Raw genomic sequence first — 23,846 nt, forward strand, 5'->3', positions numbered from 1 at the left:
GCGTTGCTGATTTTGTTCTAGGATTGTCTCAGATTTTTGATTCAAGTCAGTAATTTTTATTCCTAACTCAACCATAGTTGTCATGGAACGCTGGAAGTCTTGAGTTAAAGAAGCTAGAGATTGAGTTGATTGGTTTAAATCTGTAGTAGAATTAGCAAACTGTTGATGAGCAGTCATTAAATCTGCGGTTGCTTGCACTAACTTATCAGCAAATTGACTACTTTCGATTTTTTCGGAAGCTTCCAGAAAACCTAGCGCACTATTTTGTAATTTTTGAGAAGATTCTTGGATATTTAAATACACTTGTTCTGCTAAATCGTTAGCTCTTTTATTACTGCTGATAATCTCCCCGATATTCTGCTCTAGTATTGCAGTGGATTGAGAGAATCTCCCTTGGGTTTCTGCTAAACTAGCGGTAAAACTTTCGATATTACCAGAGAAGTTACTTTTTTCAATTAACTCTGACGCTTGTTTAAAAAGCAGTACACTATTTTTTAGTTCCTGAGAGGATTGTGTAAACTCTCGGTTTGCTTGCGTGATAATTGGTACTTGCTCGTTAAGTTCAAAAGCTGAACGCTGAAAAGTCGTCGCACCGGTAGATAAAGTTCCCGCAGTTTCAGTTAATCTTTCACAAACCTGGGTGACTAACTTAGCGGTTTCCTGATTACGTTCGGCAATTTCTTTAGCAACTTCTCTTAAAGAAGATTCTAATACTCTCGTCACCTCAGTATGAAAGTTATTTAGAAATGTTTCCTGTTTCTCCACCATGCGATTAACCGCTTTATCCAAGCGACTATTCCCTTTTACAGTGTTATCTAAATAGTCTTCTAGGGAGCTAATTAGATTTACTTTAGCAAGGTTGGTGTTAAAGATTAAGTTAATCACAGTCAGTAAAGAACTACAAGCTAAACCAATTAAGCTAGTGATAAAAGCAATCCCCATACTTTCTAGGGGAGTTTTGAGCTTTTCTCCTAAACTTTGCACATCGACATTATTAATATCGATAAGTGTGCTGATTCCCGTCAGATTGAGGGTAATTCCGAGGAAAGTTCCCAATAAACCAAAAGCGAGGAGGAGATTGGGTAACACTCTCACAAAATAATCCCATTTCTCGCATCTGAGAGATTTAGACATGAAAGTAAATTTTTCCGCATGGTATAAACTATCCACCAAAGCTGCGGTATTAACATCATCTAGTTGACTACTGGCTATCTTAAATCTATTCTCTAGATTGGAGACAATTTTTGGTTGAACACCGCGACTTTTCCCCCGAATTAAACGCTTGACTTTTGCGGTTGACTTTTGGAGATGTTTATAGAGAGCAATCCGGATTCCCACAGCTAAGACGGTGGGAAAAATAACCAAGACTAGAGTTAAAAGAATCAGATAGGGGGGAAAAAGGTTAAGTAATGCCATGATAGTTATTGGATACCTCGAATTGTGGTTGATAGAGAGAGTTGGGGGTGAATGTTTCCTCAGATAGCTGGGGAAACATTATTAAGATTGATTAATTTGACCATTCATCAGTAGTGCTAACCTCTGCGGGTAAACTGGGTTGACTACTGTTATTGTTTGTTCCCAGTAAAGTTTGTTGCTTTTGCTGTTGTTTGTCGAGTTTTTTCTGTTCAGCAGCACGTTTTTCTAGTTCCATTTTCAGTTGATTAACAAAACGGGTGATAATTCCTTCTTTTGCCTCCTGTATATGATTTCCATCTTGTCCAACTACCTTATTTTTGTAGCGAGAATTGGGGTGATGGTCAGGTAAATTTTTGACATTGTTGACAAAATAGCTGACATTCTGGAAATAATCACCCTCGTTAGTAAATAATAGAGGAGGGTTAGCCAAAATCTCATTTTTTGCCTGATTAAGCAGTACCTGCAAAGCATTAATCATGTCCTTACGAGAAGCAAATTGTTCTAAAGCAAGTCGCCAATTACCGCTAATGTCAATGATGGAATTATTGTTAAATAAATCGCCTTCGATGACTAATTGATAAGTATCATCCTCCTCATCGTATTCTAGTAAACCGAGAGCAATTGCGGGATAGAAAATAAACTCTAATTCCTCAATTAATTTGGCAGGTGGTGGGATAATATCAGCAAAATCTATTCTGTAATCATTGTGTAAAATGCTGATTCTCTTTTGGTCTTGATAGATTTTTTGTAACCCAGATAAATCAGTAATGATTCTTAGGGGAAACCCACCAAATTCGTAGGTAATTAGGATTTCTTCGTCGGTTTGAATTGATTCAAAAGAAGTCCCCAGATTAATATTTAAATCAGATTCAAGAGTCTTCATAAATCTTTGCATGGTGGGTGAATTATCGTCCTTAGTCCCAATTAGTAATGCTTTATCTGTATGCAAGCGATAGTAAGCATCATTAACATTTATCGGTAACATTAAATCAGCTTCTCGCAGAATTTGCGCCAAGCGTTCAGGAAAATCATGGGGTTTATATTGACCCATAAATCGCTTAATTACGGCATCAATTTTATTAGTGCTTACCGATTGAAACTGTTTCTCGATTGTTGCTGTTAGGGTCTCTTTGAGAGTCTCATTATCAATAACAAAAGATTGGCTAAATAAACTGAATAGGGAAGTATTATAGCCTAAATTATTGGTGACTTTTTGGCTAACGGAAATGTATTGAGTTCGGGAGTTACTGTCAGGGATACAGTTATCAATATTCTCCTCTGGGAAAATACCTTCCCCAGTCATCTCGTCGAGATTTAACTGCATTAACTCCTGTTCGTATTTATCGTATTCTGTGATTAGCTGATATAGGGATTCTTTCAGTTGTTGTATCTGCAGCATTCGACTGGAAATATGCTTGAGAATCGCTTCAACAATCTTTCTGGATTCCCCATTGATGCTGAAATTAAAGTTATGCTGAATTAATTTTTGTCCGCTTTGAACGTAGTCTCTTAACTCGGCCTTGATTCTCTCACTATTGGCATTTTTATTGAACATCTTGAAGACAGACTTTTTCCCGTTTATATCTTCGAGAGTTTGTTTAATATTTCGCCAAATGTTATCAATTTTTTCCGAGGAATGAAACCCTTTATTATCCTGAGATAATTCCTCTAGATTACCCTTGTAGGTATTAATCTGTACTTGTAAAGCGACCAAAAAAGATAGGCTATTTTCCAAAGAAAATTCTAGGCTATCAGGATTAAGAAGAATCTCCAAAAATTGGTCAATATCTGACTTAAATTTTTCGATTAACTTAGGTTGAGTTTGTTGGGTCAGAGTTAACCAGATTCCGCGACTGCTATCTGTTTCTCCTCCTTGTACTTTGCGAAACTCTTTTTCTAGGGATTGCTTGACGGTTTGGGGTAAATTCTCCAAATCTTGACTATTGGATATTTCTTCCTCTAGGGAATTTTTCCAAGAGGTTAAAGTCTTAGAAAAAGTTTTATTATTCTCTAGGGTTGCTTCTTCCAATCTGGCAGTAAAATAATCCTTATTACTTTGGGTACTCCAATTAGCTAGGAACTTACTTAATAACTCTTGTCCACTGGGACTTTGACCATATCCCTCTAACCAAAATTTAATTAATTTGAGACTAAAACGATTGAGACCAATCTGCACAATTCGGTCGCGAGTAAAATAAATCCTCGCTAGTCCAAAGGAGATATAACCTTGACACATCTGAAAAGGATGATTATCTTTACGAATCATCGGGTCTTTATAGTTATCCCGATTTCTTTTGATGGGGAGAGATAACTCATCGGCAAAATCCAAGAAAATCTTGTAAGCAATGACATTACATAATTTAGCTTTGTTATTAATCTGGTAATCTCCCGAAGTGCGATTAGAAACTAAGTAGGCAAAATCAAAAGGAGAACGTTTTTCATCAATGTTGACGAAATTTTGTTTATCATAACAGGCTTGAAAGGAATTACTTTCATTGGTATAATGGTCTAACTCTTTCAAAGCTGCATAGGTATTAGCTCTCATAATTGCCCCATCACCATAAAGTTTAGGACTAATTACCAAATAACCAAAGGATGTATATTCGTTGGTTTGTTGTAAAATATGACGCAAAGTGTAGGCCACATCGAGGAAAATACCGCTACCAGTTCCCCCACACAAAGAACCGACCACAAAGACATTTAAACCCTCTTGGACATTAAAACTTTGACCATTAACTTTACCGCTAAACATAAAGGATTCATAACCAGAAGTTCGTCTTTCCACTGCTTCAATTGCCTCCTGAATTTTTTGATAGTTATGGAAGAAAGCTAAACGACCGACGGGACGAATACCTCCCGCACCATTTTCAATGGCAGTTATTTGTTTTTTTAGTCTTGGGTCTAACCAGCTTTCAATATGGGAAAAGGGACTTTCAAAAAGGGTTTTGTGTTCAAGTTCATAGGTGAGATTGTTAACATCCTGAGCATTCATATTAATAAATACTCTTTCAGCAGCTGATAGAAGAATTTCTTCCCCGTGATAGCTATTTCCGGTGGGTAAACCCGAACCATTAAAAGCATTTTTATCTGTGTCAATATGAACAAAACTGACAACGGGTAGGTTAGATAACTTCCCATACTTATCAATAATAAAGCGACGAATTCTCATTAACACATCTCGACCAGTACCACCTAATCCGATGATAATTGTCCGTTTGATAGCGCGGGTTTGACTGGTGTTAGCCATGGTTTAAATCTCCTGAGTTATTTTTTGCTAATCTGAATTTGTAGGTCGAAATCTTGATGGTTATGGTGATAGGTTAAAGTCAGGTAATTTTTATCTATTTTCACCTCCTGAGTTAGTTGACTACCTCGATAAAAAATCTCTGCTTGTTGACTGGGTTTCAGATATAACTGATTGCCGCGTCTTTCTAAATAGCAGCGAATTTCTTCCCCAGGACAAGGGATGGTATTCTTATGATATTCATCACCACCGATGTTAATTTTTCCAGATGTTTTTAAAATATATTTTTGGGTTTCATCTTCATCATCATTAGAGGAGACTTCAATAGTCCAAGCAGTATTTAACAGCAACCAATGACGAATTCCCAAAATACTCGCTACTATTCCCCCAATTCCCATTAATGTAATTACCAATGCTGGCAACCATAACTGACTCAAGAGATAAGAATTAATCAAACAAGTTTCTTGTCCTCCCGGTGCGGGAGTACAAAACTCTTGTGCTGTGGGAGCAATATCGACAACTGATAGTTTATATTTATTGCCGTTAGTGGCGGTAATTTCTTGGGTTCTTAGATTAATTGGTAGGGAATTAAGCCAGTTTTGTCTCTGCAAACTTTCGGGAGAATTAGCAAGACGAAAAGGGCTATTTTTTGGGGTTTCTATCCACTGTTGTGAAGTAATCCCTGCGGCAGTAGAAAGGGGTGCATCGGTAATCCAAACTACCGACTGGGGTTTGATAGCTTGATTGGCAGTTAAACGACACTGATTTAAGCGTGCCAGTCGAGTATAAACGTGCCATTCTGCTCGCTGAATATCGGTATTTTTAGCACTTTGGCTAGATTGCCAGGGAATCGCCTTTAAAACCGCGTCTATATCTTCCTGACTCCGAATTAAAATCGGTTCTGCAATCGGTTGAACATTATCAGCAAAGGGGACTAAATAAACGGAATCGTTATTTTTTAAACTATCGCGAATAATTTGACCGAGGCGCGTGCGTCCTTCATCATTAAAGTTAACACTACCGGTAAGATCGATCGCTAGGATAACATCTCGTCCCTGCCAACGAGCCACAAAATCTAATCCCAGTTTTTGCCAATCAGTAAGCGGTTCCCCGGGGGATACCGTTAAACATTCAGCACTTTTCATCTAACCTCGTCCGAGAGTGAAAAATTGAGCTTATCCCTATCCTTCCGCCATTGTACTAAAAAGTTAATACTTCTTAAAAGTTTTTTTCGCTTTTATTCTCGATTTGCCCTAGGTCATTGTCAATAGTAACCATAGAGTAAAATAAATTTTAAAGTTCAGCTGCCCGCGCATTTAAATTGCTTGTTGAGATAAGGCACTCTTGCAAGAGGCAACCCCCCCTTGCCCCCCCGACGTCGGGGGGGTTGGGGGGGTGGGGGAGATTCAGAGGTTAAAATGGGTCCTATAGCGGTGTGCAGTCGTATGAGGTACAGTGTCACGAGCTATAAACCATGCTAGGCAAAGCTTGGTTTGTATCTCACTCAAGCGCTTACCGCTATAGCTTATCCTCTAACCACCTAATCCTAATTCTCGTCTGAGCAATTGAATTGATTTATCCCCAATATAATTATCACTACAGATAATTTCTGGCAGACGAATTAAATCCGATCGCACTTCATTAATCAGATTTTTAATTAAAGTATAACTCGCTTGATCACTGATAATTGTCTGGGAAGTTCGGGCTAAAACTTTTAACTTATCCGTTTCATGAATTTGGGCAGACATAACTAATAAATCATCGCCCCGTAAACTATGAATTAAAATTTCGGCCACCTTAATAATACCGGTGCTAATACTGACAATCCCCAAACGGCTATCGGTGGGTAATTTTTTGATTAATGCCAATTCCTTGCTGTAATCATAGATATCGATGGGAATGACTCGTAGGTGAAAAGGAGCGGCAATTTCCTCCGCCACACTGATAAAATAGCGACTGGTGACAACGGTGGCAGATTTAGTATTGGCTAAAACTTGGGCTAAATCCTCCATGGCCACTAATTGGACGGGAATTTTGAGGGATTGCTCTAATTCTCTCAACATTAGTTCTCCTGCACCCAAATCGTGACGGGGAATGGTGACAAGAACTTGGGAACTACACTGCGATCGCCAATCAATTTCCGCCAGTAATAACTCGCGAATTTGCTCTAAAGTTAAACCTTGAGCGAGAAAACTAGCCAAACTCTGGCGAATTAGTCGGCCTATTTCTGGATTTTGTTCCAATAGGGGCGAACCCGATAAATTATCGTTTTCATGCCCGCGAGCCTTGACATAAATCCCCGAACCTGCTATGGATTCTACTAACCCATCGTCTTCCAGTTGCTGATAAATTTTACTTATCGTATTACGGTGTAATCCCGTGATCATAGCTAGTTGACGGGTACTAGGTAAACGATGGCCTGGTGGATACTGACGAGAGGCGATAGCGAAGCGAATTTGGTCAAATAATTGCTTAGAGGCGGGGATTTCACTGTCTGGCTGGATTTGGAACTGCATCGGATCACTTCGCTCACAAACTACTTTCGCTGATGCCCATTCTATCATTAGACCCCCTGCAACAATCGGACATCTTCACCGGTCTGATGGGTCTCCGAGGCAGTATTCAGGAGCCAGAAATAGAAAAAACCAAGATGTTATACTAAATCCGTTGAGTAACGCACAGAAAACGGGTTTCTCCGAGAAACCCGTTTTCTACTCATGCACTCATGCAAAAAGGGGAATAAATAATCAGTCCTTAATAACCAGATTTAGTATTATTTATTTAAACCAGAAAAGCCACTTTTTTCCTTAAAAATAGTTAAAACAATCATTTTAATACGTCCCCGGAATCCCACTCATGGGGTAGATAGTCAACAGCTGATTAAGGTGATTGATCCTCGTGGAGAAATTTTAAGCGATCGCTCAAGGTTTTGGTTAAGCGGACAGTTTCCCTTTTTAGCGAATTTTGCTGATAATCAAGCACATCAATCCCTTGACCGATATTTACTGTCGCTTCGCTTCCCCATCCGGGGTAAGGCTGATTATAACTAATACTTACCGGCAAAATCTTGATATCTGCATCGGGTTTCATGATCTTAACTTCCAACGCGATCCGCGCTACTCCCGGTTTCAGGGGATGAACCACTCGATCGCGACAGATACCCCCTTCCGGAAAAATCGCCACCATTTCCCCCGCGGCCAAAAGTTCGACGCTATGGATCAGACTACCCATACCGGGGTGATCGGTGTTGACGGGAAAACCCCCCAAGCGTCGGATAAACCAACCTTGCACCCCTTTGATCTCATTAGCGGAAACCATAAAGCGCAAATCGCGTCCAGTAACTAAGCGCCCCACCGCGTAGGGTAAAATCAGCGCATCCCAACGGGACCGATGGGTAGGTGCAAGGATGACACCCCCCGTTAGGGGAATATTTTCCTGGCCTGTCACCGTTATTTTGCTGAAAAAAGCTGGTAAAACCAGATAATTTCCCAGAAAATAACAAAAGCGAATTAAACAGGGATTAATTCGGGAATTGACAGGAGGACTTTTTCTAATGGTGAGGGACTCGTCAACGATACTGCTTTGAGACATCCGAGTGTTAGGAAAGATCGAGACTTTCTGACCACTTCTACTTTAGTCTAGTTATCTGGGGGGTCGCTATCTTGTCCTGACCAGTTCGGCAATTGTCTTGGGGGATTAAGGGTTAGGATTGCGGTTGTACTCCCGATCCTACTGGTGCGATCGAGTTTAATTGCAAAGAGGGATGATCTTCTTTGACTTGCTGTAAATTCCACTCATTTTTGAATAATAAGACGGGACGGCCCCAATAATCTTTGACAGTTAGAGTATTAAAGAGTTTACCTGCTTTTTCTAAAGCAGCCCAACCCCCGGCGACCCAACGGGCTAAACTATAGGCTAGGGGTTCGAGGGTAGTTTCGACTCCGTACTCGCTTAAAAGACGGAATTGCACCACTTCAAACTGTAATTGACCGACGGCGGCTAAAATCGGGTCGCGTTTAAATTCATCGATCGAGGATAATATCTGTACGGCCCCTTCTTCCTGTAATTCCGAGACTCCTTTTTGAAACTGTTTGAACTTGGAAGGGTTAGGATTTCTGAGATAGGCGAATAATTCCGGGGAAAAACAGGGAATCCCTTCGTATTCGAGCTTTTTACCCATATAAATGGTATCACCGATCGCAAAGACCCCGGGGTTATTCAATCCGATCACATCTCCGGGATAAGCTTCTTCAATAACTGCCCGATCTTGGGCAAAAAGTTTCTGAGGACGGGATAAACGGATAGTTTTACCAGTTCTAGCGTGGTTTACTACCATATCCTTCTCGAATTTCCCCGTACATACCCGCACAAAGGCCACCCGGTCCCGATGTTTGGGATCCATGTTTGCTTGCAGTTTGAAGACAAAACCGGTGAAATCGGGATAGGTGGGATCAAGGACACCGAGGGAGGAATTGCGTCCTCTGGGTGGCAATCCATAGTCGAGGAAGGATTCTAGGAATAATTTCACCCCAAAATTGGTCATGGCGCTACCAAAAAAGATCGGGGTCATTTCTCCTGCGTGGACTGCTGGCAAATCCAATTCCGCACCCAATTCCGAGAGCAGTTCTATATCCTCTTTTAACTGGTAATACAGGTCTTTTTCGAGATAATCCTCAATTTTGGGGTCGCCAAGCTCGATCACGGTTTCCTGCGCCTCCTGAGAGCCGTGGGAGCGACGTTCAAACAGGTGTATGGTCTGGGTGGCCCGATCAAAAACTCCCCGAAAGCGATCGCCAATTCCGATCGGCCAATTGACGGGATAGGTCTGTAATCCTAATTCTCGCTCGATTTCGTCCAATAAATCCAGAGGTTCGCGGCCGGGGCGATCCATTTTGTTAACAAAGGTAAAGATGGGCAACTGACGCAGTTTGCACACTTCAAAGAGTTTTCTCGTTTGGGGTTCTAAACCTTTGGCTGCGTCGATTAACATCACCGCATTATCGGCAGCGGCTAGGGTACGATAGGTATCTTCGCTAAAATCTTGGTGGCCGGGAGTATCGAGGAGATTAATCTGAAAATCACGATAATCGAACTGTAAAACCGTGGAAGTAATCGAAATTCCCCGTTGTTTTTCCATTTCCATCCAGTCGGAGGTGGCCTTGCGTTGGTCGCGTCTTGCTTTGACTGCACCCGCTTGATGGATTGCACCCCCGTATAGTAACAGTTTTTCGGTCAGGGTGGTCTTTCCCGCGTCAGGGTGGGAGATAATGGCAAAATTTCGCCGTTTTTCCAAGACAGCTTCGCCGGTTTCTAGTTCTTTTTCAATTTCGGTCGTCATTCTAATTTTGATCGCTTTCCTATCTTTCTATTCTAGTTTAGCTGGGGAGTTAGATATCTTTATGGCTCTGATTCTAGGTTAAACTCAATCCGGCTCTGTAAAACCATTTCTGCAATTACCGCTCCTCCTTTACCTTGAGCTAAAACCCGCTCAAAACGGTTGATTAATTCGGGAATATTGATCACTTCCTCTACAGATTCTAGATATCTTTCGACAATTGCCCTGATCTTGTATCTTATCTTAGCTTGCTCCGCAACTTTTTCTAAAATTTCCTCGCAAGTCTGCTCGGTTTTAACCACAAAAGTAATGGGATATTTTTGCACTTTATCAATATCTAAAAAATATTTATCAGCAGCTATCGTTTCCGTAACTTGAAAAAATCGTCCTAGGGGTTTCATGACAAAATCTATCCCCCCGTCATTGGCATTTGTTCGACCAGTTTTATATAAAAGTAAGTATTCAGAGTTTAAGCGATCAGGCGACCACCCCCAATATATTTTCTGTTCCCCATAATACTCTTTAAGAATTGCATAACTGACAATCTCAAAAACTCTAGCATCAATGTTTGGTCTGAGTAAACTCCGAATAAATTCAATAGCTTTCTGGGGATCTTGCTGTTGAATATCAATCATCTGTTGACAATAGCTGATAAATTGATTAAATGCTTTTTGTCTTGTTTGCACATAGGCATCAATTATATCTATAATCACTGGCGCAATATTAACTTGATTACCCTCTAGATAAAACTTAATTAGATTCTCATTAATCCAGTATCTATTGGTTTTAACATCTCTAATTATAGGCAGATAAGATAAAGTGGGAAAATACTTTTTAAATTCCTGATTTAATCGATGATTGAGAGCATGATTTTGTAATTTATCGCCAAAAGGAAGCTCCCTTTGCCTGCGAAAAAGTGTCATATACTGAGCGCCTTGATACTCGTCGTATCCATCCTTAAGATGAAACTCATTATTAATATAGTCTTCCACTAAAACATAAATGGCATAATGATTAGCCAATCCTGCTCGGGATTTAGAACCTCGATTAGCGGCTCTAGTTTTAATGTTCAAATATTGCAATAACTCACTAGCATTTAAAATGCTATTTCCCTGATTGGGAAAGTAATTATCGATAATTTTAATAATTATCTTGGTGAATTCATGCTTTACTATCGACATCGAAAAGACTCTCCTGTACAAAGTTAGATTCTTGTTTATTTTCGCTTTTTCTACTATAGCTTTTTTGAGGAGGGAGTAACTTTTCTCCCTTGTATTCTTGCCATCCGAGAATCCGTCGAAGACCAATTTTTAAATACTCCTCTTGTAATTCTATACTAATAGAAATTCTTCCCAAACGTTTAGCTACAGCTGCAGCTGTAAAAGTTCCTGCAAATGGATCAAGCACAATTCCACTCTTGTCAGTGCTGGCCAAAATAATTCTTTCTAGCAATGATTCAGGTTTTTGTGAAGGATGATTTTCGTATTCATCCATGCGATATCTGACCCTAGGAAAATACCAAACATTGCCCGGTACTTTCTCTGTATTGTATTGACTCGGAATCGCTTTTCTATAATCAATTAGTTTTCGTTTTGCTCCGGTTTTTGCTTCTATCTTAATATCCTTTGAATTAAAAGTGTAATTATTTTTATCTTTCACACAGTGAAGTATTGGTTCATACATCGAACCAAAGTATTTTGTTGCTTGTACTCCTGAACTATCATAATGCCAGATAATGCGACTAAGAATCGTCATTTTTTGTCTTAAGTAAAGATCAAAGTAAGGCATTGCTTGAGTGCTGGCCATAACATATAATGTTCCCTGGGGTTTCAAGATACGAAGGCAATGATCAAGAATTTGGTTTGCCCAATTTATATAATCATTTTCCGATTCCCATTTGTCGTAAAAATCGGCAAAATGCTTACCTATATTATAGGGAGGATCGAGAAAAATTAGATCTACAGAATTAGAGGCAATCTCACTGGATAAAATCGGCAAAGAATCACCATGAAATATAACTTGTTCATCAGCTTCGTATCGTTTAAACATGATCATTTTTTCAATTTAAAGTAGTTAGATTTTTACTAGCTATTAGCGTTCAGCACCTAGAGAATTTTTCAGATATCAGAACATCCACTTTTAGTTCTTTATTTTTCAATTAAGCTGAGGGCTTCAAGATCAATCCTATAAGATTTGTTGGGAAAATTTATATTTGTCAACAAAATTACAAAGTATTGTAAATATTGTTAAACAATGTATCGAATGTCAACTATTGGTCAAATAATTTTGACATAATTGGGGTGGAGGGGTTGACAGGTAAAATTTTTGTGTTTTATCCAGCATTTCTTAAGTGTAACTAGGATAGTTTAAAATCCACAACTGATAGTGTTATGAGTGATAATACCAAACAAATTTATAACTACACCGTTATTCTAGAAAAAGAGTCAGACGGTGGTTATCACGCTTTTTGTCCTGCGCTTAAAGGTTGTCATTCTCAAGGAGACACTTTTGAAGAAACGATTGTCAATATTACAGAAGCTATGGAATTGTACCTCGAAAGTTTGATAGCTGATCATCAACCCATTCCCAAAGAAGATTTGATTTTTAAGCCTTTAAATATTTTAATATGAGTCAGTATCCCGCAGTTAAAGTCAAGGAGTTTATTAAAGTTATTGAAAAATTGGGCTTTTATTTGGATCGTCAAAAAGGTAGCCATGCTATTTACAAAAATAGTGGTGGATGTAGGGTTGTGATCCCTATTCATTCAGGAAAAGATATTAAGCAAGGTACTCTCATGGGTATGATTCAAGATATTGGTCTTGATAAAGAAACATTTTTCGAGTTGTTACGAAAATAAGAGTTAAAAGATAGTCGAAGCGATAGCAGCAATTGTACTTTCAGAGGAACGAACCAATGTTTTAGACAAAATGTAAATTATAATCTGCAAAATGTGAATTATAATCTGTAGAAATGTCTCATACACTTTCTTGATAATTGATCTGTGGCACAAAAAGAATCCTTAGATATCAAACATCGTTTTGGTAAAGCTATCAGAAGACGCAGAAGAGAACTTGACTTATCTCAAGAAATCTTAGCTGAAAAAGCGGAACTGCACCGAATTTATATTTCCAGTATTGAACTTGGTAAGTGTAATGTATCTTTAGAAAATATCGAAAAGTTAGCCAAAGCACTTGATATATCTATTGCTGATCTTTTTGCTTATCTATAAATTTGATTAATTGCAATTCAGTATGGATAATAACCAGTTAGTGATAGAAATTCAAAAGCTAATTAAAAACTCAATAGAAAACTATTTTAAAAAACCCAAACCTAGGAATCATCATATTTTAGATTATTTATTTCCAGAGGAGAGACAGATTAGTTCTGTGATGACTGGACTAACGACAAGCATGGGAACTACTTTCTGGGAAAAATTAGCAAACTTTTTAGCCAAAGATAATGGATTTCGTATTTTATATAAGCAGGATAAAAAACTTTTACAACCTAGTCCATTTCCTCAAGACTTAAGAAGTGAACTCGATAATTTAAAAAGTCTCAGAAAATCGAAAGAACAAAAAATATCCATGACAGAGTGCATTGAAAGACTTAGAGTAGTAGCTAAGAAAATAAATAGGAATAACCTCAATTATATCGATCCTCCTTCTGGTCATGGAGTAGATATTTATTTAATCAAAGACAATATTGAGTATGTGTTTGATTTAAAAGCTACACATCCTAATAGGGGAGATGGTTCTAGATTTAGCGACCAGTTGTTAGATTGGTATTGTTATCGGCTGTCCCGTGAACCTTTAGCAAGTATTCACACAAGAATTGTTATTCCTTTTAATCCTTTCTTACCTCAAACATGGTGGCAATCACAGGGAAATAAAATGTATCCTCTAGAGGAACATCATGATATATGGGTTGAAAATGAATTTTGGGATTTTTGTTCTGGTAAAATCAATACTTGGTCATTAATTAAAGAAGCTTTTATCGATCTTCAAAAAGATCAAGCATTTATCAACAAGTATAGACAAAAGTTTCGTAATTATCTAGATAATTAATTTGGTAAAATTATTTCCAGTAAATTTCTTGCTACTGCCTCCACCACTGGTACAGGAACAGCGTTTCCGAATTGTTTTTTAGCGATAGCTGGCTGTGGATGATAGATAAAATTATCAGGGAATCCTTGTAATTTACGCGCATCTTGGGGAGTAATTTCTCGAAACTTTTTGGGTTTATAGATTTTCTTTAAAAACAATTGTTTGTATTCTTGGGGATGAGTAGCGGTAATTGAAATAGTAGCAATATAATCTTTAGCACCCGTAGCGGTTAGGGTAGGAATAATATCGGCCGTCGGTAAAATAATCCGATAAATGCCGTTAATTCCCGTCATATTTTTCGAGTTAATAAATTCATACTTACCTGCGGTCGTTTGCCAACAAATACCGAGAGAAACTAACTGATTTAGTTCCTCGATTTTTAGGTCGGGTATAATTTCCAAAAAAGCAGAAAAAGCCACGGGATGACCATCTTTTTCGCCATACTTTTTACTGCGTCTTAATTTCAGCAAAGCTAAACAGATACTTTTTTGTCGTTCCGTAGTTTTGATAATATCCCAAGAATGAATAGTTGTGTGGCCATTTCTTAAATCAGAAAAAATAAAAAAGTCATTTAATTCATCTTCTTTTTGAAAACGAGTTCTCGATGGAGGAACAAACCCATTAAATAAAGTATCCGCGGATAACTTGACTTTCTCGACGGGTTGAATATTTTTGATGTCTTCTAAAATATCTAAAACCTTCGGATGGATACCCAAAGGTAAGGGAAATTTAAACCGCTCATAGTTTTCTATATTTTTTCTAATTCCTACGATAAAAACTCTCTCGCGATTCTGGGGTAAACCAAAATCGTAGGCATTTAATAACTGCCAGTAAACTTGATAACCACAGCTGGTTAATTCATCGATAATTAACTCTAAATTCTCCCGATTGCGAGGACTAGCCAACCCACTGACATTCTCGAAAATAAAGCTTTTCGGTTGACTTTTCTGGACTAATTTAATCACATCAAACCAGAGTTTTCCCCGGGGATCTTCAAATCCCCGTAAACATCCCGCCACCGACCAAGGTTGACAGGGAACGCCGCCGACAATAAGATCGAGATTATCGGGTAAATTGCTGATTTTACTCACATCTCCGAAAGCAATTTCATCGCTGTTGAGATAGCTAATAAAATTCTGTTGATAAACTTGGATGGCCTGTTTATCAATTTCTGAATAGCCTGAACAACGTCCTCCCAATTTCTCCAAAGCGATTCTAAACCCACCGATTCCCGCGAATAAATCGACAAAACGATACTGGGGATGGGTGATAACTAGATGTAGGGGTAATTGGGTTTGTGTGCTGACTTTAACTGTGGTTTTCAAGGGTAAATAATTCCTTTTCACCGTCTGGGAAGATGCCTATCTGTACTAACTATTTTAGTATAAATTAAGAGTTTTTTTCCAGAGACCTCTTGATATCTAAAAACTCAGATAAATTTGACATAATCTTAGATTTTATGCCTTAGGATAGTTGTCTCTTCTGTTTTTTCTCCTCCTGTCTCCTATCTCCTGTCTCCTGACTCCTCACTAACTACGACAATTTTTGATTTTTGCAGGAGATCTATCGAGTCGAGGAATACTCGTAGTCTTCGATAATATGGAGAAGTCGCATAGCTGAACTACAGGATTCTTCTAAAATTTCCTGTTTCTCCTGAGAATCTTCGATTAAATCTTCAGATACTAGACGCAAAGAACCTAAAAGACTATTAAGACTGCTTCTCGCTTCGTAGGATAAATAAGCTTTTCTTTTTTGCTCATCTTCCCTATTCTTAGAGTCGGCCTCTTTGCTATCACTAAATTGCAGAGCGTGTAAACGGGCATAATGACCGCCTTGAGCTAATAATTCCTCGTGATTGCCGATTTCTGCCACTTTTCCCTTGTCCAGCACCACAATTTGATAGGCTTTTTGAACAGTGGAAAGACGGTGAGCGATCACAAGAGTAGTCCGCTCGCGACAGAGTTCATCGATCGCTTCCTGTACTAAACGCTCAGAAATTGTATCCAAAGCACTGGTAGCTTCATCGAGAATGAGAATATCTGGATCTCGCAGTAAGGCACGAGCGATCGCTAATCTTTGTTTTTGTCCTCCCGAAAGTCTCACTCCCCGATCGCCAATTTCCGTATCCAGTCCTTCCGGCAGTTTGGAGATAAACTCGTAGGCATTCGCCCTTTTTGTCGCTGCTACAATTTCTGCATCACTAACATCGCTTAATCCGTAGGCAATATTAAAACGGAGAGAATTATTAAAGAGAAAAGTATCTTGACTGACTATTCCCATCGCTTTTCTCAGAGATTTGACCTCATAATCGCGTAAATCTTGACCATCAAAAAGAATCCTCCCGGCTGTAGGATCATAAAAGCGTGGTAATAAATCAGCAATTGTCGATTTTCCCGCCCCCGAAGCACCAACAAGAGCGATCATTTTTCCTTTTGGAATCCAAAGATCGATGCCCTTGAGAACTAATTCTTGATGACCGGGATAGGAAAATTGGACGTTATCAAAATGAATACCTGTCTCTAATCTTTGATAGGGAATAGAGCCATTGCTCATAAATGGTTTATTCTCTCGAATGAGAAAATCCGCTACCACCTCTACTGCGGAAACATCACCCAATAGACTACTCCTAGCACTGTTAATTTGACTAACTATCGGCAATGCCCGGAAAAGTACATAGAGATAGGTCAATAAAATCGTCGCTAAAGCTTGCAGTTGTTCATTAAAAAGATAACGACCAGCAATGATAATTAAAGCAATAATAATTACCCCACCGATCTCATTGAGCGGAGCGATTACAGCATTATTAGTCTGGGCATCTAAACCCGCTTTCTCCCGGGCTTCTATATCTTCCACAATAGATTCTAATTCGTATCTTTCATTGCCAACTGCTTTAATTAGCCGAATTCCCGTTAACAGTTCCAACAGTTTATTAGTTTGCTGTTTAGCCGTTACGGTGATAATCTCTCCAAACTTTTTCGATCTCTTGACAAAGTATTGATTAAGCAGAGCTAAAAGGCCACCCAAAAGACTAGAAAGAATAGTTAATTGCCAAGAAATTGATAATAAAATAGCTAAGTACATGAAAGCTGTGGCGATAATCTTAATCAGGTTTATGTAATTTCTAATTGATCCCACGGCTCGATTAATCTCCGACATGAAACGATTAAAAATATCTCCTATTTTACTTTTTACATAATAATCTATATCCACTTCTAGCAGCAGAATAACTGAATCAATTCGCATATCTTTGGCCATAATTAAAGACAAGTAAGTGCCTAGCCAATTACTGACAAAATTGGTAATGTGCTTGAGAATTAAAATCAATAATATCGCCGCAAACATCCAGAAAAAACGAGTCTCGACCGAGAAAACCTCGAAAACTGAGAGCAGCTTTTTGATAATTTGGGGGGCATTTTTTAATATATCATTTTCGGGATTAATAAAAGAAATTAGCAAAGGGATAACTAAAATAGCTCCTACCCCATTAAATACGGTACTGACAAAGCCGATAACAATGCTGGAAACCACTAATATCCAGTGTTTCAGCGTATATTTAAGGAGAATTTGATTAGGATTCATCGCTATAAGTAATAAAGTAAATAGTCAACGGTCAATTATCCTACTCGCTACAATCTAATATTTCCCTTCCAGAGAAGTAATTATGCCAGAGAGAGTTGTCGCCATGGCGGTGGTACTATAGGAGGCAATACAGCGCTCTCTCGCTTTTAGTCCTCGTGCATTAGCCGAGTCGAGATGATTAAAAACTTCTCTAATTATGACAGCTAGTTGCTCTGGCGATCGAGGTTCGACTAAATAGCCAATATCAGCTAAAATTTCGGTAATATCTGCCACTTTAGTGGAAATAATCGGTTTAGCCATCGCCATAGCATCGGTGAGTTTAATCGGAAATTGGGCGTTAGCCGTGGCTTCATCCCTCTGGGGAACGATAATAGCATGAGCAGCGGCCACAACTTCCGGCATTCGATCGAGCGGTTGAGCAGGTAAATGAATTAACCAAGGTTGACCTTTTTCTAGCAAACTATCCAGATAGCCATCCCCGATTTGGCGACCTCCCACCACCACCAATTTAAAATCAGGATCACCAATTTGATCTAAAGCGATTAAGACATCTTCTAAACCTTTGTGGGGTCTAGCTGTACCCGGGAACATTAAGACTTTATACGCGGATAAACCGTATTTTTGACGACAAGCGACAGGATCGTAGAGATTGGGATCGAAAAGTTGCGTATCCTTGCCATTCGGTAAGTAAATCCCCCCATAGCGCTTTTGCAAAAATTGATTATTAACCGTCACCGCATCGGCGCGGTCAATTAAATTTTCCAGCCAACGCAGATAGAGAGGGTGATTCGGGTCTCTAAGCGCACCATTTTTTTTGAGGATATCCCTAGCTAATTGTCGGGGGTGAGGACGATAGGACCATTGATCGCCACCAAACCAACTCATTTCCCAATCGTCAATATCGAGAATTAGGGGACGTGGGGAAAAAAAACGTTTCAGTAAACCGATGCCGAAACTGGTGGGACGGGGTTTAACCGCATAGATAATCTCTCCGGAGAGGCGATCGAGTAAAGTTTTGATCTGGCCAAAAAACTGGGGATAATTATTGCCTTTGACCGATATCACGGGTAAATTCTGCGGTGGGGTTGGATAGATTTCCCGGCCAAAAATCGGGCCATAGACCGTCACCTGACAGTTTAGCTGTTGCAAGACTTGAGCAATCAAATAGACTCTTGTGCCACCACCACCGGATAAATCTGGTGCTAAAACAGAGATTTTTTTGTTCATGATCGCCGATCAATCCAGATCATTTAGCACGATAGGAGAATGTTAATCAATGTTAACGTTTTTGTCAATCTTAGGCGAACTTAACATTAATGCCCCCCAGAGATCGACTAGACAAAGAAAACTAACATATACATAGCCGAGACGACTAACTGAGTAAACATCACCGGTAAACCGTAACGCAGAAAGGTATGAAAACTAATTTTGCCCCCGTGTTGTTCAGCGATGCCGGCGGCGACAATATTAGAAGAAGCCCCCACTAACGTACCATTACCCCCTAGGGTGGCTCCGTACATCATCGCATAGAAAAGCGGTAAAACTTCCGGGGGAAAAGAACCGGCATAATCGGGGGAAAGAACTTCGGTCCCGACTAAATTAACATTAACAAGGTACTGTTTCAGTAGTGGAACCATGGCCACCACTAGGGGAATATTCGGAACGACACTGGAAACAAGTCCGACAAAAAACAGCAAGACCAGAGAACCTAAAAAGATATTTTTGCCTAAAATTATCGCCAGAAATCCCGATAAACTATTAACTACACCAGTTTTTTCTAAGCCGCCAATTAGGACAAAAATCGACATAAAAAATAATAGGGTACTCCAGTCCACATCCCGGAGAATATTATGCACCGTATCGATTTTCGATTGCTGGGCTAAAAGTAGGGCTAAAGTTGCCCCCATCAAAGCAACGGCAGCGGGAGAAATGGGTACGGGAAAAGATTCACCGACGACGAATAAAAATAAGACTAAAAAGACGATAATTCCCCCCAGAGCTAAGACGCGAGGATGATTAATTTTCGGATGGGGTAATTCTTCTAAATGCTCGAATTTTGTCCGCCAGATTTTCGGGAATAACCAAGGTAACATAACCAGAATGGTAATTACTGCCAAGGCACCACCTAAACTCAAGCGCTGTAGGTATTCCATGAAGGTGATATTAATAGAATCACCGACGATATAAGTAGCGGGATCACCAACAATCGTTAATAATCCGGAACTGTTGGCTACGAAAACCATCAGGATTAAGAGCGGCACAAAATCCACACCGATATCTTGAGCTAAGGGGGGAATCAGCGGGGCTAATAACATCACCGTGGTAGCGTTGGGTAATACCGCACAGATTGGGGTAGTAATGGCGACAATTCCTATTAATAATAATTTGCCCTGTCCCTTCGCTAAAAACACCATTTGTGCCGCTAAATAATCAAAAATTTTCGTTGGTTCAAAGGCTCTCACTAACACCATTACCCCAAAAAATAGGGCGAGAGTGGCATAACTGCGACTGATATAACCCACCGCCTCCTGGAGAGTCATGATATGGGTAAAAACTAAGATTAAAGCCCCCAGTAAAGCCGCTACGGTAATATGAAGCCACTCGAACATAATCACCACAATGACTGCAATAAAAGTCATCGCAGCAATCCACATTGGTAAAGATTCCAGCATTTTTGATCCTGTTTTTACTTTCGGTTTCTCGATAGGACTAAAAGTTTGCCCGAATGTACAGCAAACTCATAGAAAATATGGTTATCTACGGAAAATCTTAAAATTGTTGCGATCGGTAAGCTGACATGAGAATCTCCATAAACAATGTCTCCTGTAAGTTATGACTATCAAGTAGTACCAGCGACATAACTGAACCGATCAAGACATTACTAGGAATGTAGTGATGTTTCAGTCTTCCCCCCCACGCCGACGAAGTTAGCTGACGGGCTAGGATAGAGAGATATCCTTTTCTAGGCTAAAAAATCTAGAAATACGCCCCAAATATGGTTCCTCCGCTCCGAATTTGTCTAGCTAATATCTAGCATAGAAACTTGGATTAGGCTGACTTACTCTGTTTAGTGATCCACCATAACATATTAACCCCAAAAAAAACGATATAGCCCTATACCAGACCTATCCTGTCGGTTATCCCCCGGGTTGCTAGGATAGAACAGTGATAAGCTAATAGCTAACGACTGACCGCCATAGCAGCCACATCAGCAATTTCTATGAATAGAAGACCTCGTTATACTCCTCCCCGATCGCGTGATCGTGATTATGACCGCTCCTATGGCGATGACTCTCGCAGTTCGTCCCCCGGAGGCCTATTGGCAAAATTAAACTATGCCATGATCGCCCTGATTGGCGGTATTTTTGTACTAGGAGTGGGTCTCGGTCTGGTATTCAGTTCTACCGCTAATTTTAGCCCCGAAAACGTCGCTTCCCGAGAAGTAATTGATCGCAGCGCCCCCAATGCGGAATTATGTGTGCAATTTGGGGCCAGCGCCATTGTCACCGATTTGCGGGTTTATGTCACCCTTAACCCCTTTAATGTTTTTGTCACCCAACCGGTTATGCAACCCGGTTGCGTTTTGCGACGCAATAACTGGTCAATTTTAGAACAACAAAAATTAGTCGATGGACAGCAGGTACAAAGTTGTAAAAACCGGATGAATACCTTTGGTTATACAGGTCCCTTGGAAGGCAAACCGAAAATCGATTGTATCTTCCAAAATGAAGCTGGGGGCAATCTTTTTGTTAATCCCGCCGGCGCTGTTGGTCCCAGACCAGATACAGATAAATTCTAAACCGGAAAAGCTCTTTCTCCTGACTACTGACTCCTAATCAACCGGAACAATTTTTGATTTTTACAAGAGGTCTAATGACTTAGCCATTGGCCCGTAGTCACCACAAAAATTCCGCCGGCTTTTTTTAAAAAAGGCTGAATTTTATCGATCAGACGACCAAGTTGTTCGTCACTATTACAAACCGTCATAATGTAGTTACCACTGTAATCACAATCCAAGTCATCACAGGATAAACCTCGATCACCTTTTCCCGAAGTACTGCCAAAGACGGTATAACCGGAAACTCCGACAACATCAAGAACGCTTAAGGTTTCTTCCAGAAAAGCATGACTAACAATTATGTCCACTTTTTTGACAGTTTGTAGGGAAGGATGCGGGGATTCAAGCATGGTAGTTAAGTAAAAAAAGGACAAGTGAAAGAGAGAAAATTTGACAGGAATTATTTAAAAACCGCTGGGCTTTTTAGACTCCACAGCCAATGATTTTAATCATCTCTAGGTACAGAGGAATACCGATGATGATATTGAAAGGAAAAGTTAAAGCCAAGGCCATAGAAACGTATAAACTAGGATTCGCTTCGGGAACAGTCATTCTCATGGCCGCAGGAACAGCAATATAAGAGGCACTGGCACACAAAACAGCGAATAATAAAGCATTGCCCTGTTCAAATCCGAGAACCTTAGCGATGAGAATCCCCACCATAGCATTGATGACGGGAATGAATACCGCAAAACCGATGAGAAAAGCACCAGTTTTGCTTAATTCTCGGATTCTTTTCGCCGCCACTAATCCCATATCCAGGAGAAAGAAAGTTAAAGCACCATAAAAAATCCCTTGAGTAAAAGGTTCTAATTTTTCCCAGCCTTTTTCCCCCGTCAGCATACCAATAATAACACTACCGACTAAGAGAAATACCGAACCATTTAAAAAGGCTTCATGTAGAACCTTTGACCAAGAAAACGCTTCTTCTTCGCCATTTTTCTCTTTAAAGACTCGCACCAGGATTAAACCCACTACAATCGCCGGCGATTCCATTAAAGCTAAGGCCGCTACCAGATGACCGCCATAGGAAATATGAAGTTTTTCTAAAAAAGAACTGGCGGTGATGAAAGTAACGGCACTAATGGAACCATAGGCTGCGGCGATGGCCGCTGCATTGGCAGTATCGAGTTTAATTTTCAGGATAAAGAAAGTGTAAATGGGAACGATGCAAGCCATAACCACAGAGGCAATCAAAGTTAAAGCGATTTGGTTATTGATGCCACTTTTCGCTAGTTCATAACCCCCCTTGAAACCAATCGCCATCAACAGATAGAGAGAAAAGAGTTTAGGCAGTGGTTGGGGAATCTCTAGGTCGGATTTAAAAAATACTGCCAGCATTCCCAAGAAAAAGAACAAAACCGGCGGATTGAGAATATTGAACAGGATTAAGCTGCCATCCATAGGTTTGCGTACATTGAGTTATTCCAATCTATACTATTCGATTTTGAGAATACTGGGAAAATGTTAAGAACCGGATTAAAACGCTTAACGATGGCCGCCCAAAAAAATTAAGATGGACGATGTTTCAGTGATCAGCTTCTCAAGGCAAGAGGCAACAGTCAAGAGGCAAAAGACAGAATCTGGCAATTCTCCTACCTAAAAAGAAGGTTAGAAACTAAGTACATCAAAGCTTTTAACTTAACCAATTAGGTTTTAGATTCGGCCCTTGTTAACTTGAAGCCGTCAGCTTTTCTCCCCTCTCCCCTCTCCCCCTCTACAATAATTACTCGCAGCCAGAAATACGTTGGCTTATATCATACTTTGTGCTTTTTGTCAAAAAAACTTTTTTTTTGCAATAAAACTACATAAAAAAAAGATCATCGTTGTGGGTGAAATTGACTGATTTAACCGTCTTAATTAGGATCACCTTCTAGGTGTGGCAAGGGTTTCAACTATTGCTGCCCAAAAAAGCACAAAACAACCCACTATGAAATTCTATCAAATCGCTGTAACTATGATAACATCGTTGTTAAATAAAAATCTTTCTCAATTAATTCTTAAGAATTTATAAATATTGCGGAATGTTAATTTAAATATTCTCAAGTTTTTGCAGTCAATAAATAACTTTTGCTTATCTTTGTCGGAAAATAGAACTCCTGCAAAAATCCCACATCTACCATTGGGTTAGGAGTCAGTATTTAGGAGACTCCGAGACTATTTTTATTTATTCTCCCTTCTCCCCACACCCCACACCCCACACCCCCACCACCCCACACCCCACACCCCACACCCCACACCCCCACCACCCCACACCCCACACCCCACACCCCACACCCCACACCCCACACCCCACACCCCACACCCTGCTCCCTTCCCCGATAAATGCCA

General features: G+C 39.8%; 19 protein-coding genes, 1 pseudogene and 1 riboswitch. Of the genes and pseudogenes, 5 read left to right on the top strand and 15 right to left on the bottom strand.

Features of this window, described 5'->3' with window-relative positions; translation table 11 throughout:
- From O9334_RS21065 to yhdJ, 8 genes and pseudogenes are all read right to left on the bottom strand, one after another.
- A pseudogene (locus tag O9334_RS21065) lies at window positions 1-1,416 on the bottom strand (methyl-accepting chemotaxis protein); the annotation flags it as partial.
- A 91-nt stretch (window positions 1,417-1,507) separates the two neighbouring features.
- Entirely contained in the window at window positions 1,508-4,663 is a 3,156-nt protein-coding gene (locus O9334_RS21070) for a tubulin-like doman-containing protein (protein WP_288002322.1), read from the bottom strand.
- Window positions 4,664-4,680: 17 nt separating this feature from the next.
- A complete protein-coding gene (locus O9334_RS21075; protein ID WP_045357177.1) occupies window positions 4,681-5,805 on the bottom strand; it encodes a vWA domain-containing protein in 1,125 nt (374 codons plus the stop codon).
- Between the two features lie 387 nt (window positions 5,806-6,192).
- Window positions 6,193-7,224, bottom strand: coding sequence for a GntR family transcriptional regulator (locus O9334_RS21080; RefSeq protein ID WP_045357173.1), 1,032 nt, complete (start codon window positions 7,222-7,224; stop codon window positions 6,193-6,195).
- A 316-nt stretch (window positions 7,225-7,540) separates the two neighbouring features.
- Window positions 7,541-8,251, bottom strand: coding sequence for a lysophospholipid acyltransferase family protein (locus O9334_RS21085; protein WP_045357171.1), 711 nt, complete (start codon window positions 8,249-8,251; stop codon window positions 7,541-7,543).
- A 112-nt stretch (window positions 8,252-8,363) separates the two neighbouring features.
- Window positions 8,364-9,998, bottom strand: a complete 1,635-nt coding sequence (gene prfC, locus O9334_RS21090) for a peptide chain release factor 3 (protein WP_002782023.1) — start codon at window positions 9,996-9,998, stop codon at window positions 8,364-8,366.
- A gap of 59 nt (window positions 9,999-10,057) precedes the next feature.
- Window positions 10,058-11,176: a hypothetical protein gene (locus tag O9334_RS21095; RefSeq protein ID WP_045357169.1), complete on the bottom strand. Its 1,119-nt coding sequence runs from the start codon at window positions 11,174-11,176 to the stop codon at window positions 10,058-10,060.
- On the bottom strand, window positions 11,157-12,044 hold the full coding sequence (gene yhdJ, locus O9334_RS21100) for an adenine-specific DNA-methyltransferase (RefSeq protein ID WP_002801664.1): 888 nt from the start codon (window positions 12,042-12,044) through the stop codon (window positions 11,157-11,159). Before yhdJ ends, O9334_RS21095 begins: the two co-directional genes overlap by 20 nt.
- Window positions 12,045-12,385: 341 nt before the next feature.
- On the opposite strand from yhdJ, the gene O9334_RS21105 reads away from it, so the two are divergent.
- The 4 genes from O9334_RS21105 to O9334_RS21120 all read left to right on the top strand — a co-directional run bounded on the left by O9334_RS21105 (window position 12,386) and on the right by O9334_RS21120 (window position 14,059).
- A complete protein-coding gene (locus O9334_RS21105; RefSeq protein WP_002732327.1) occupies window positions 12,386-12,625 on the top strand; it encodes a type II toxin-antitoxin system HicB family antitoxin in 240 nt (79 codons plus the stop codon).
- Window positions 12,622-12,852, top strand: coding sequence for a type II toxin-antitoxin system HicA family toxin (locus tag O9334_RS21110; RefSeq protein WP_002744591.1), 231 nt, complete (start codon window positions 12,622-12,624; stop codon window positions 12,850-12,852). The genes O9334_RS21105 and O9334_RS21110 overlap by 4 nt, the downstream gene beginning before the upstream one ends.
- A gap of 144 nt (window positions 12,853-12,996) precedes the next feature.
- The gene (locus O9334_RS21115; RefSeq protein WP_045357161.1) at window positions 12,997-13,224 is read left to right on the top strand and encodes a helix-turn-helix domain-containing protein; all 228 of its coding nucleotides are present in this window, start codon (window positions 12,997-12,999) and stop codon (window positions 13,222-13,224) included.
- 22 nt (window positions 13,225-13,246) lie between these two features.
- Complete coding sequence (locus O9334_RS21120; RefSeq protein WP_045357158.1) at window positions 13,247-14,059, top strand: TdeIII family type II restriction endonuclease; 813 nt, start codon at window positions 13,247-13,249, stop codon at window positions 14,057-14,059.
- On the opposite strand, the gene O9334_RS21125 is transcribed toward O9334_RS21120, so the two are convergent.
- The 4 genes from O9334_RS21125 to O9334_RS21140 form a co-directional block, all read right to left on the bottom strand.
- Window positions 14,056-15,423 (bottom strand): DNA cytosine methyltransferase, encoded by a 1,368-nt coding sequence (locus O9334_RS21125; RefSeq protein ID WP_045357193.1) that lies wholly within the window; start codon window positions 15,421-15,423, stop codon window positions 14,056-14,058. The two genes, O9334_RS21120 and O9334_RS21125, sit on opposite strands and share 4 nt — an antisense overlap.
- A 238-nt stretch (window positions 15,424-15,661) precedes the next feature.
- Window positions 15,662-17,677: an ABC transporter ATP-binding protein gene (locus tag O9334_RS21130; RefSeq protein ID WP_288002328.1), complete on the bottom strand. Its 2,016-nt coding sequence runs from the start codon at window positions 17,675-17,677 to the stop codon at window positions 15,662-15,664.
- Window positions 17,678-17,731: 54 nt separating this feature from the next.
- Window positions 17,732-18,904, bottom strand: a complete 1,173-nt coding sequence (locus O9334_RS21135; RefSeq protein WP_288002330.1) for a glycosyltransferase — start codon at window positions 18,902-18,904, stop codon at window positions 17,732-17,734.
- Window positions 18,905-19,011: 107 nt separating this feature from the next.
- A complete protein-coding gene (locus O9334_RS21140) occupies window positions 19,012-20,349 on the bottom strand; it encodes an ArsB/NhaD family transporter (RefSeq protein WP_288002333.1) in 1,338 nt (445 codons plus the stop codon).
- Window positions 20,350-20,578: 229 nt separating this feature from the next.
- Window positions 20,579-20,708, bottom strand: a riboswitch (cyclic di-AMP (ydaO/yuaA leader).
- A 189-nt stretch (window positions 20,709-20,897) separates the two neighbouring features.
- Here O9334_RS21140 and O9334_RS21145 point away from each other — a divergent pair.
- On the top strand, window positions 20,898-21,476 hold the full coding sequence (locus O9334_RS21145) for a DUF3172 domain-containing protein (RefSeq protein ID WP_045357147.1): 579 nt from the start codon (window positions 20,898-20,900) through the stop codon (window positions 21,474-21,476).
- A 71-nt stretch (window positions 21,477-21,547) separates the two neighbouring features.
- Here O9334_RS21145 and O9334_RS21150 read toward each other — a convergent pair whose 3' ends face one another.
- The 3 genes from O9334_RS21150 to O9334_RS21160 all read right to left on the bottom strand — a co-directional run.
- Window positions 21,548-21,865 carry a P-II family nitrogen regulator gene (locus O9334_RS21150; RefSeq protein ID WP_190721326.1) on the bottom strand — a complete coding sequence of 106 codons (318 nt, stop codon included), beginning with the start codon at window positions 21,863-21,865 and terminating at the stop codon, window positions 21,548-21,550.
- A 73-nt stretch (window positions 21,866-21,938) separates the two neighbouring features.
- Window positions 21,939-22,919, bottom strand: a complete 981-nt coding sequence (locus tag O9334_RS21155) for a sodium-dependent bicarbonate transport family permease (protein ID WP_288002336.1) — start codon at window positions 22,917-22,919, stop codon at window positions 21,939-21,941.
- A gap of 737 nt (window positions 22,920-23,656) precedes the next feature.
- A partial coding sequence (locus O9334_RS21160) for a hypothetical protein (protein WP_288002339.1) occupies window positions 23,657-23,846 on the bottom strand: 190 nt, incomplete at its 5' end.

It is taken from the genome of Microcystis sp. LE19-8.1F, from assembly GCF_027531715.1.
GTDB lineage: Bacteria > Cyanobacteriota > Cyanobacteriia > Cyanobacteriales > Microcystaceae > Microcystis > Microcystis wesenbergii_A.

Bases quoted from the DNA above. Each gene is read 5' to 3' on its own strand.
- O9334_RS21070 (WP_288002322.1), bottom strand. From the start codon at position 4,663: ATGGCTAACACCAGTCAAACCCGCGCTATCAAACGGACAATTATCATC.
- O9334_RS21075 (WP_045357177.1), bottom strand. From the start codon at position 5,805: ATGAAAAGTGCTGAATGTTTAACGGTATCCCCCGGGGAACCGCTTACT.
- O9334_RS21080 (WP_045357173.1), bottom strand. From the start codon at position 7,224: ATGATAGAATGGGCATCAGCGAAAGTAGTTTGTGAGCGAAGTGATCCG.
- O9334_RS21085 (WP_045357171.1), bottom strand. From the start codon at position 8,251: ATGTCTCAAAGCAGTATCGTTGACGAGTCCCTCACCATTAGAAAAAGT.
- prfC (WP_002782023.1), bottom strand. From the start codon at position 9,998: ATGACGACCGAAATTGAAAAAGAACTAGAAACCGGCGAAGCTGTCTTG.
- O9334_RS21095 (WP_045357169.1), bottom strand. From the start codon at position 11,176: ATGTCGATAGTAAAGCATGAATTCACCAAGATAATTATTAAAATTATC.
- yhdJ (WP_002801664.1), bottom strand. From the start codon at position 12,044: ATGTTTAAACGATACGAAGCTGATGAACAAGTTATATTTCATGGTGAT.
- O9334_RS21105 (WP_002732327.1), top strand. From the start codon at position 12,386: ATGAGTGATAATACCAAACAAATTTATAACTACACCGTTATTCTAGAA.
- O9334_RS21110 (WP_002744591.1), top strand. From the start codon at position 12,622: ATGAGTCAGTATCCCGCAGTTAAAGTCAAGGAGTTTATTAAAGTTATT.
- O9334_RS21120 (WP_045357158.1), top strand. From the start codon at position 13,247: ATGGATAATAACCAGTTAGTGATAGAAATTCAAAAGCTAATTAAAAAC.
- O9334_RS21130 (WP_288002328.1), bottom strand. From the start codon at position 17,677: ATGAATCCTAATCAAATTCTCCTTAAATATACGCTGAAACACTGGATA.
- O9334_RS21135 (WP_288002330.1), bottom strand. From the start codon at position 18,904: ATGAACAAAAAAATCTCTGTTTTAGCACCAGATTTATCCGGTGGTGGT.
- O9334_RS21140 (WP_288002333.1), bottom strand. From the start codon at position 20,349: ATGCTGGAATCTTTACCAATGTGGATTGCTGCGATGACTTTTATTGCA.
- O9334_RS21145 (WP_045357147.1), top strand. From the start codon at position 20,898: ATGAATAGAAGACCTCGTTATACTCCTCCCCGATCGCGTGATCGTGAT.
- O9334_RS21150 (WP_190721326.1), bottom strand. From the start codon at position 21,865: ATGCTTGAATCCCCGCATCCTTCCCTACAAACTGTCAAAAAAGTGGAC.
- O9334_RS21155 (WP_288002336.1), bottom strand. From the start codon at position 22,919: ATGGATGGCAGCTTAATCCTGTTCAATATTCTCAATCCGCCGGTTTTG.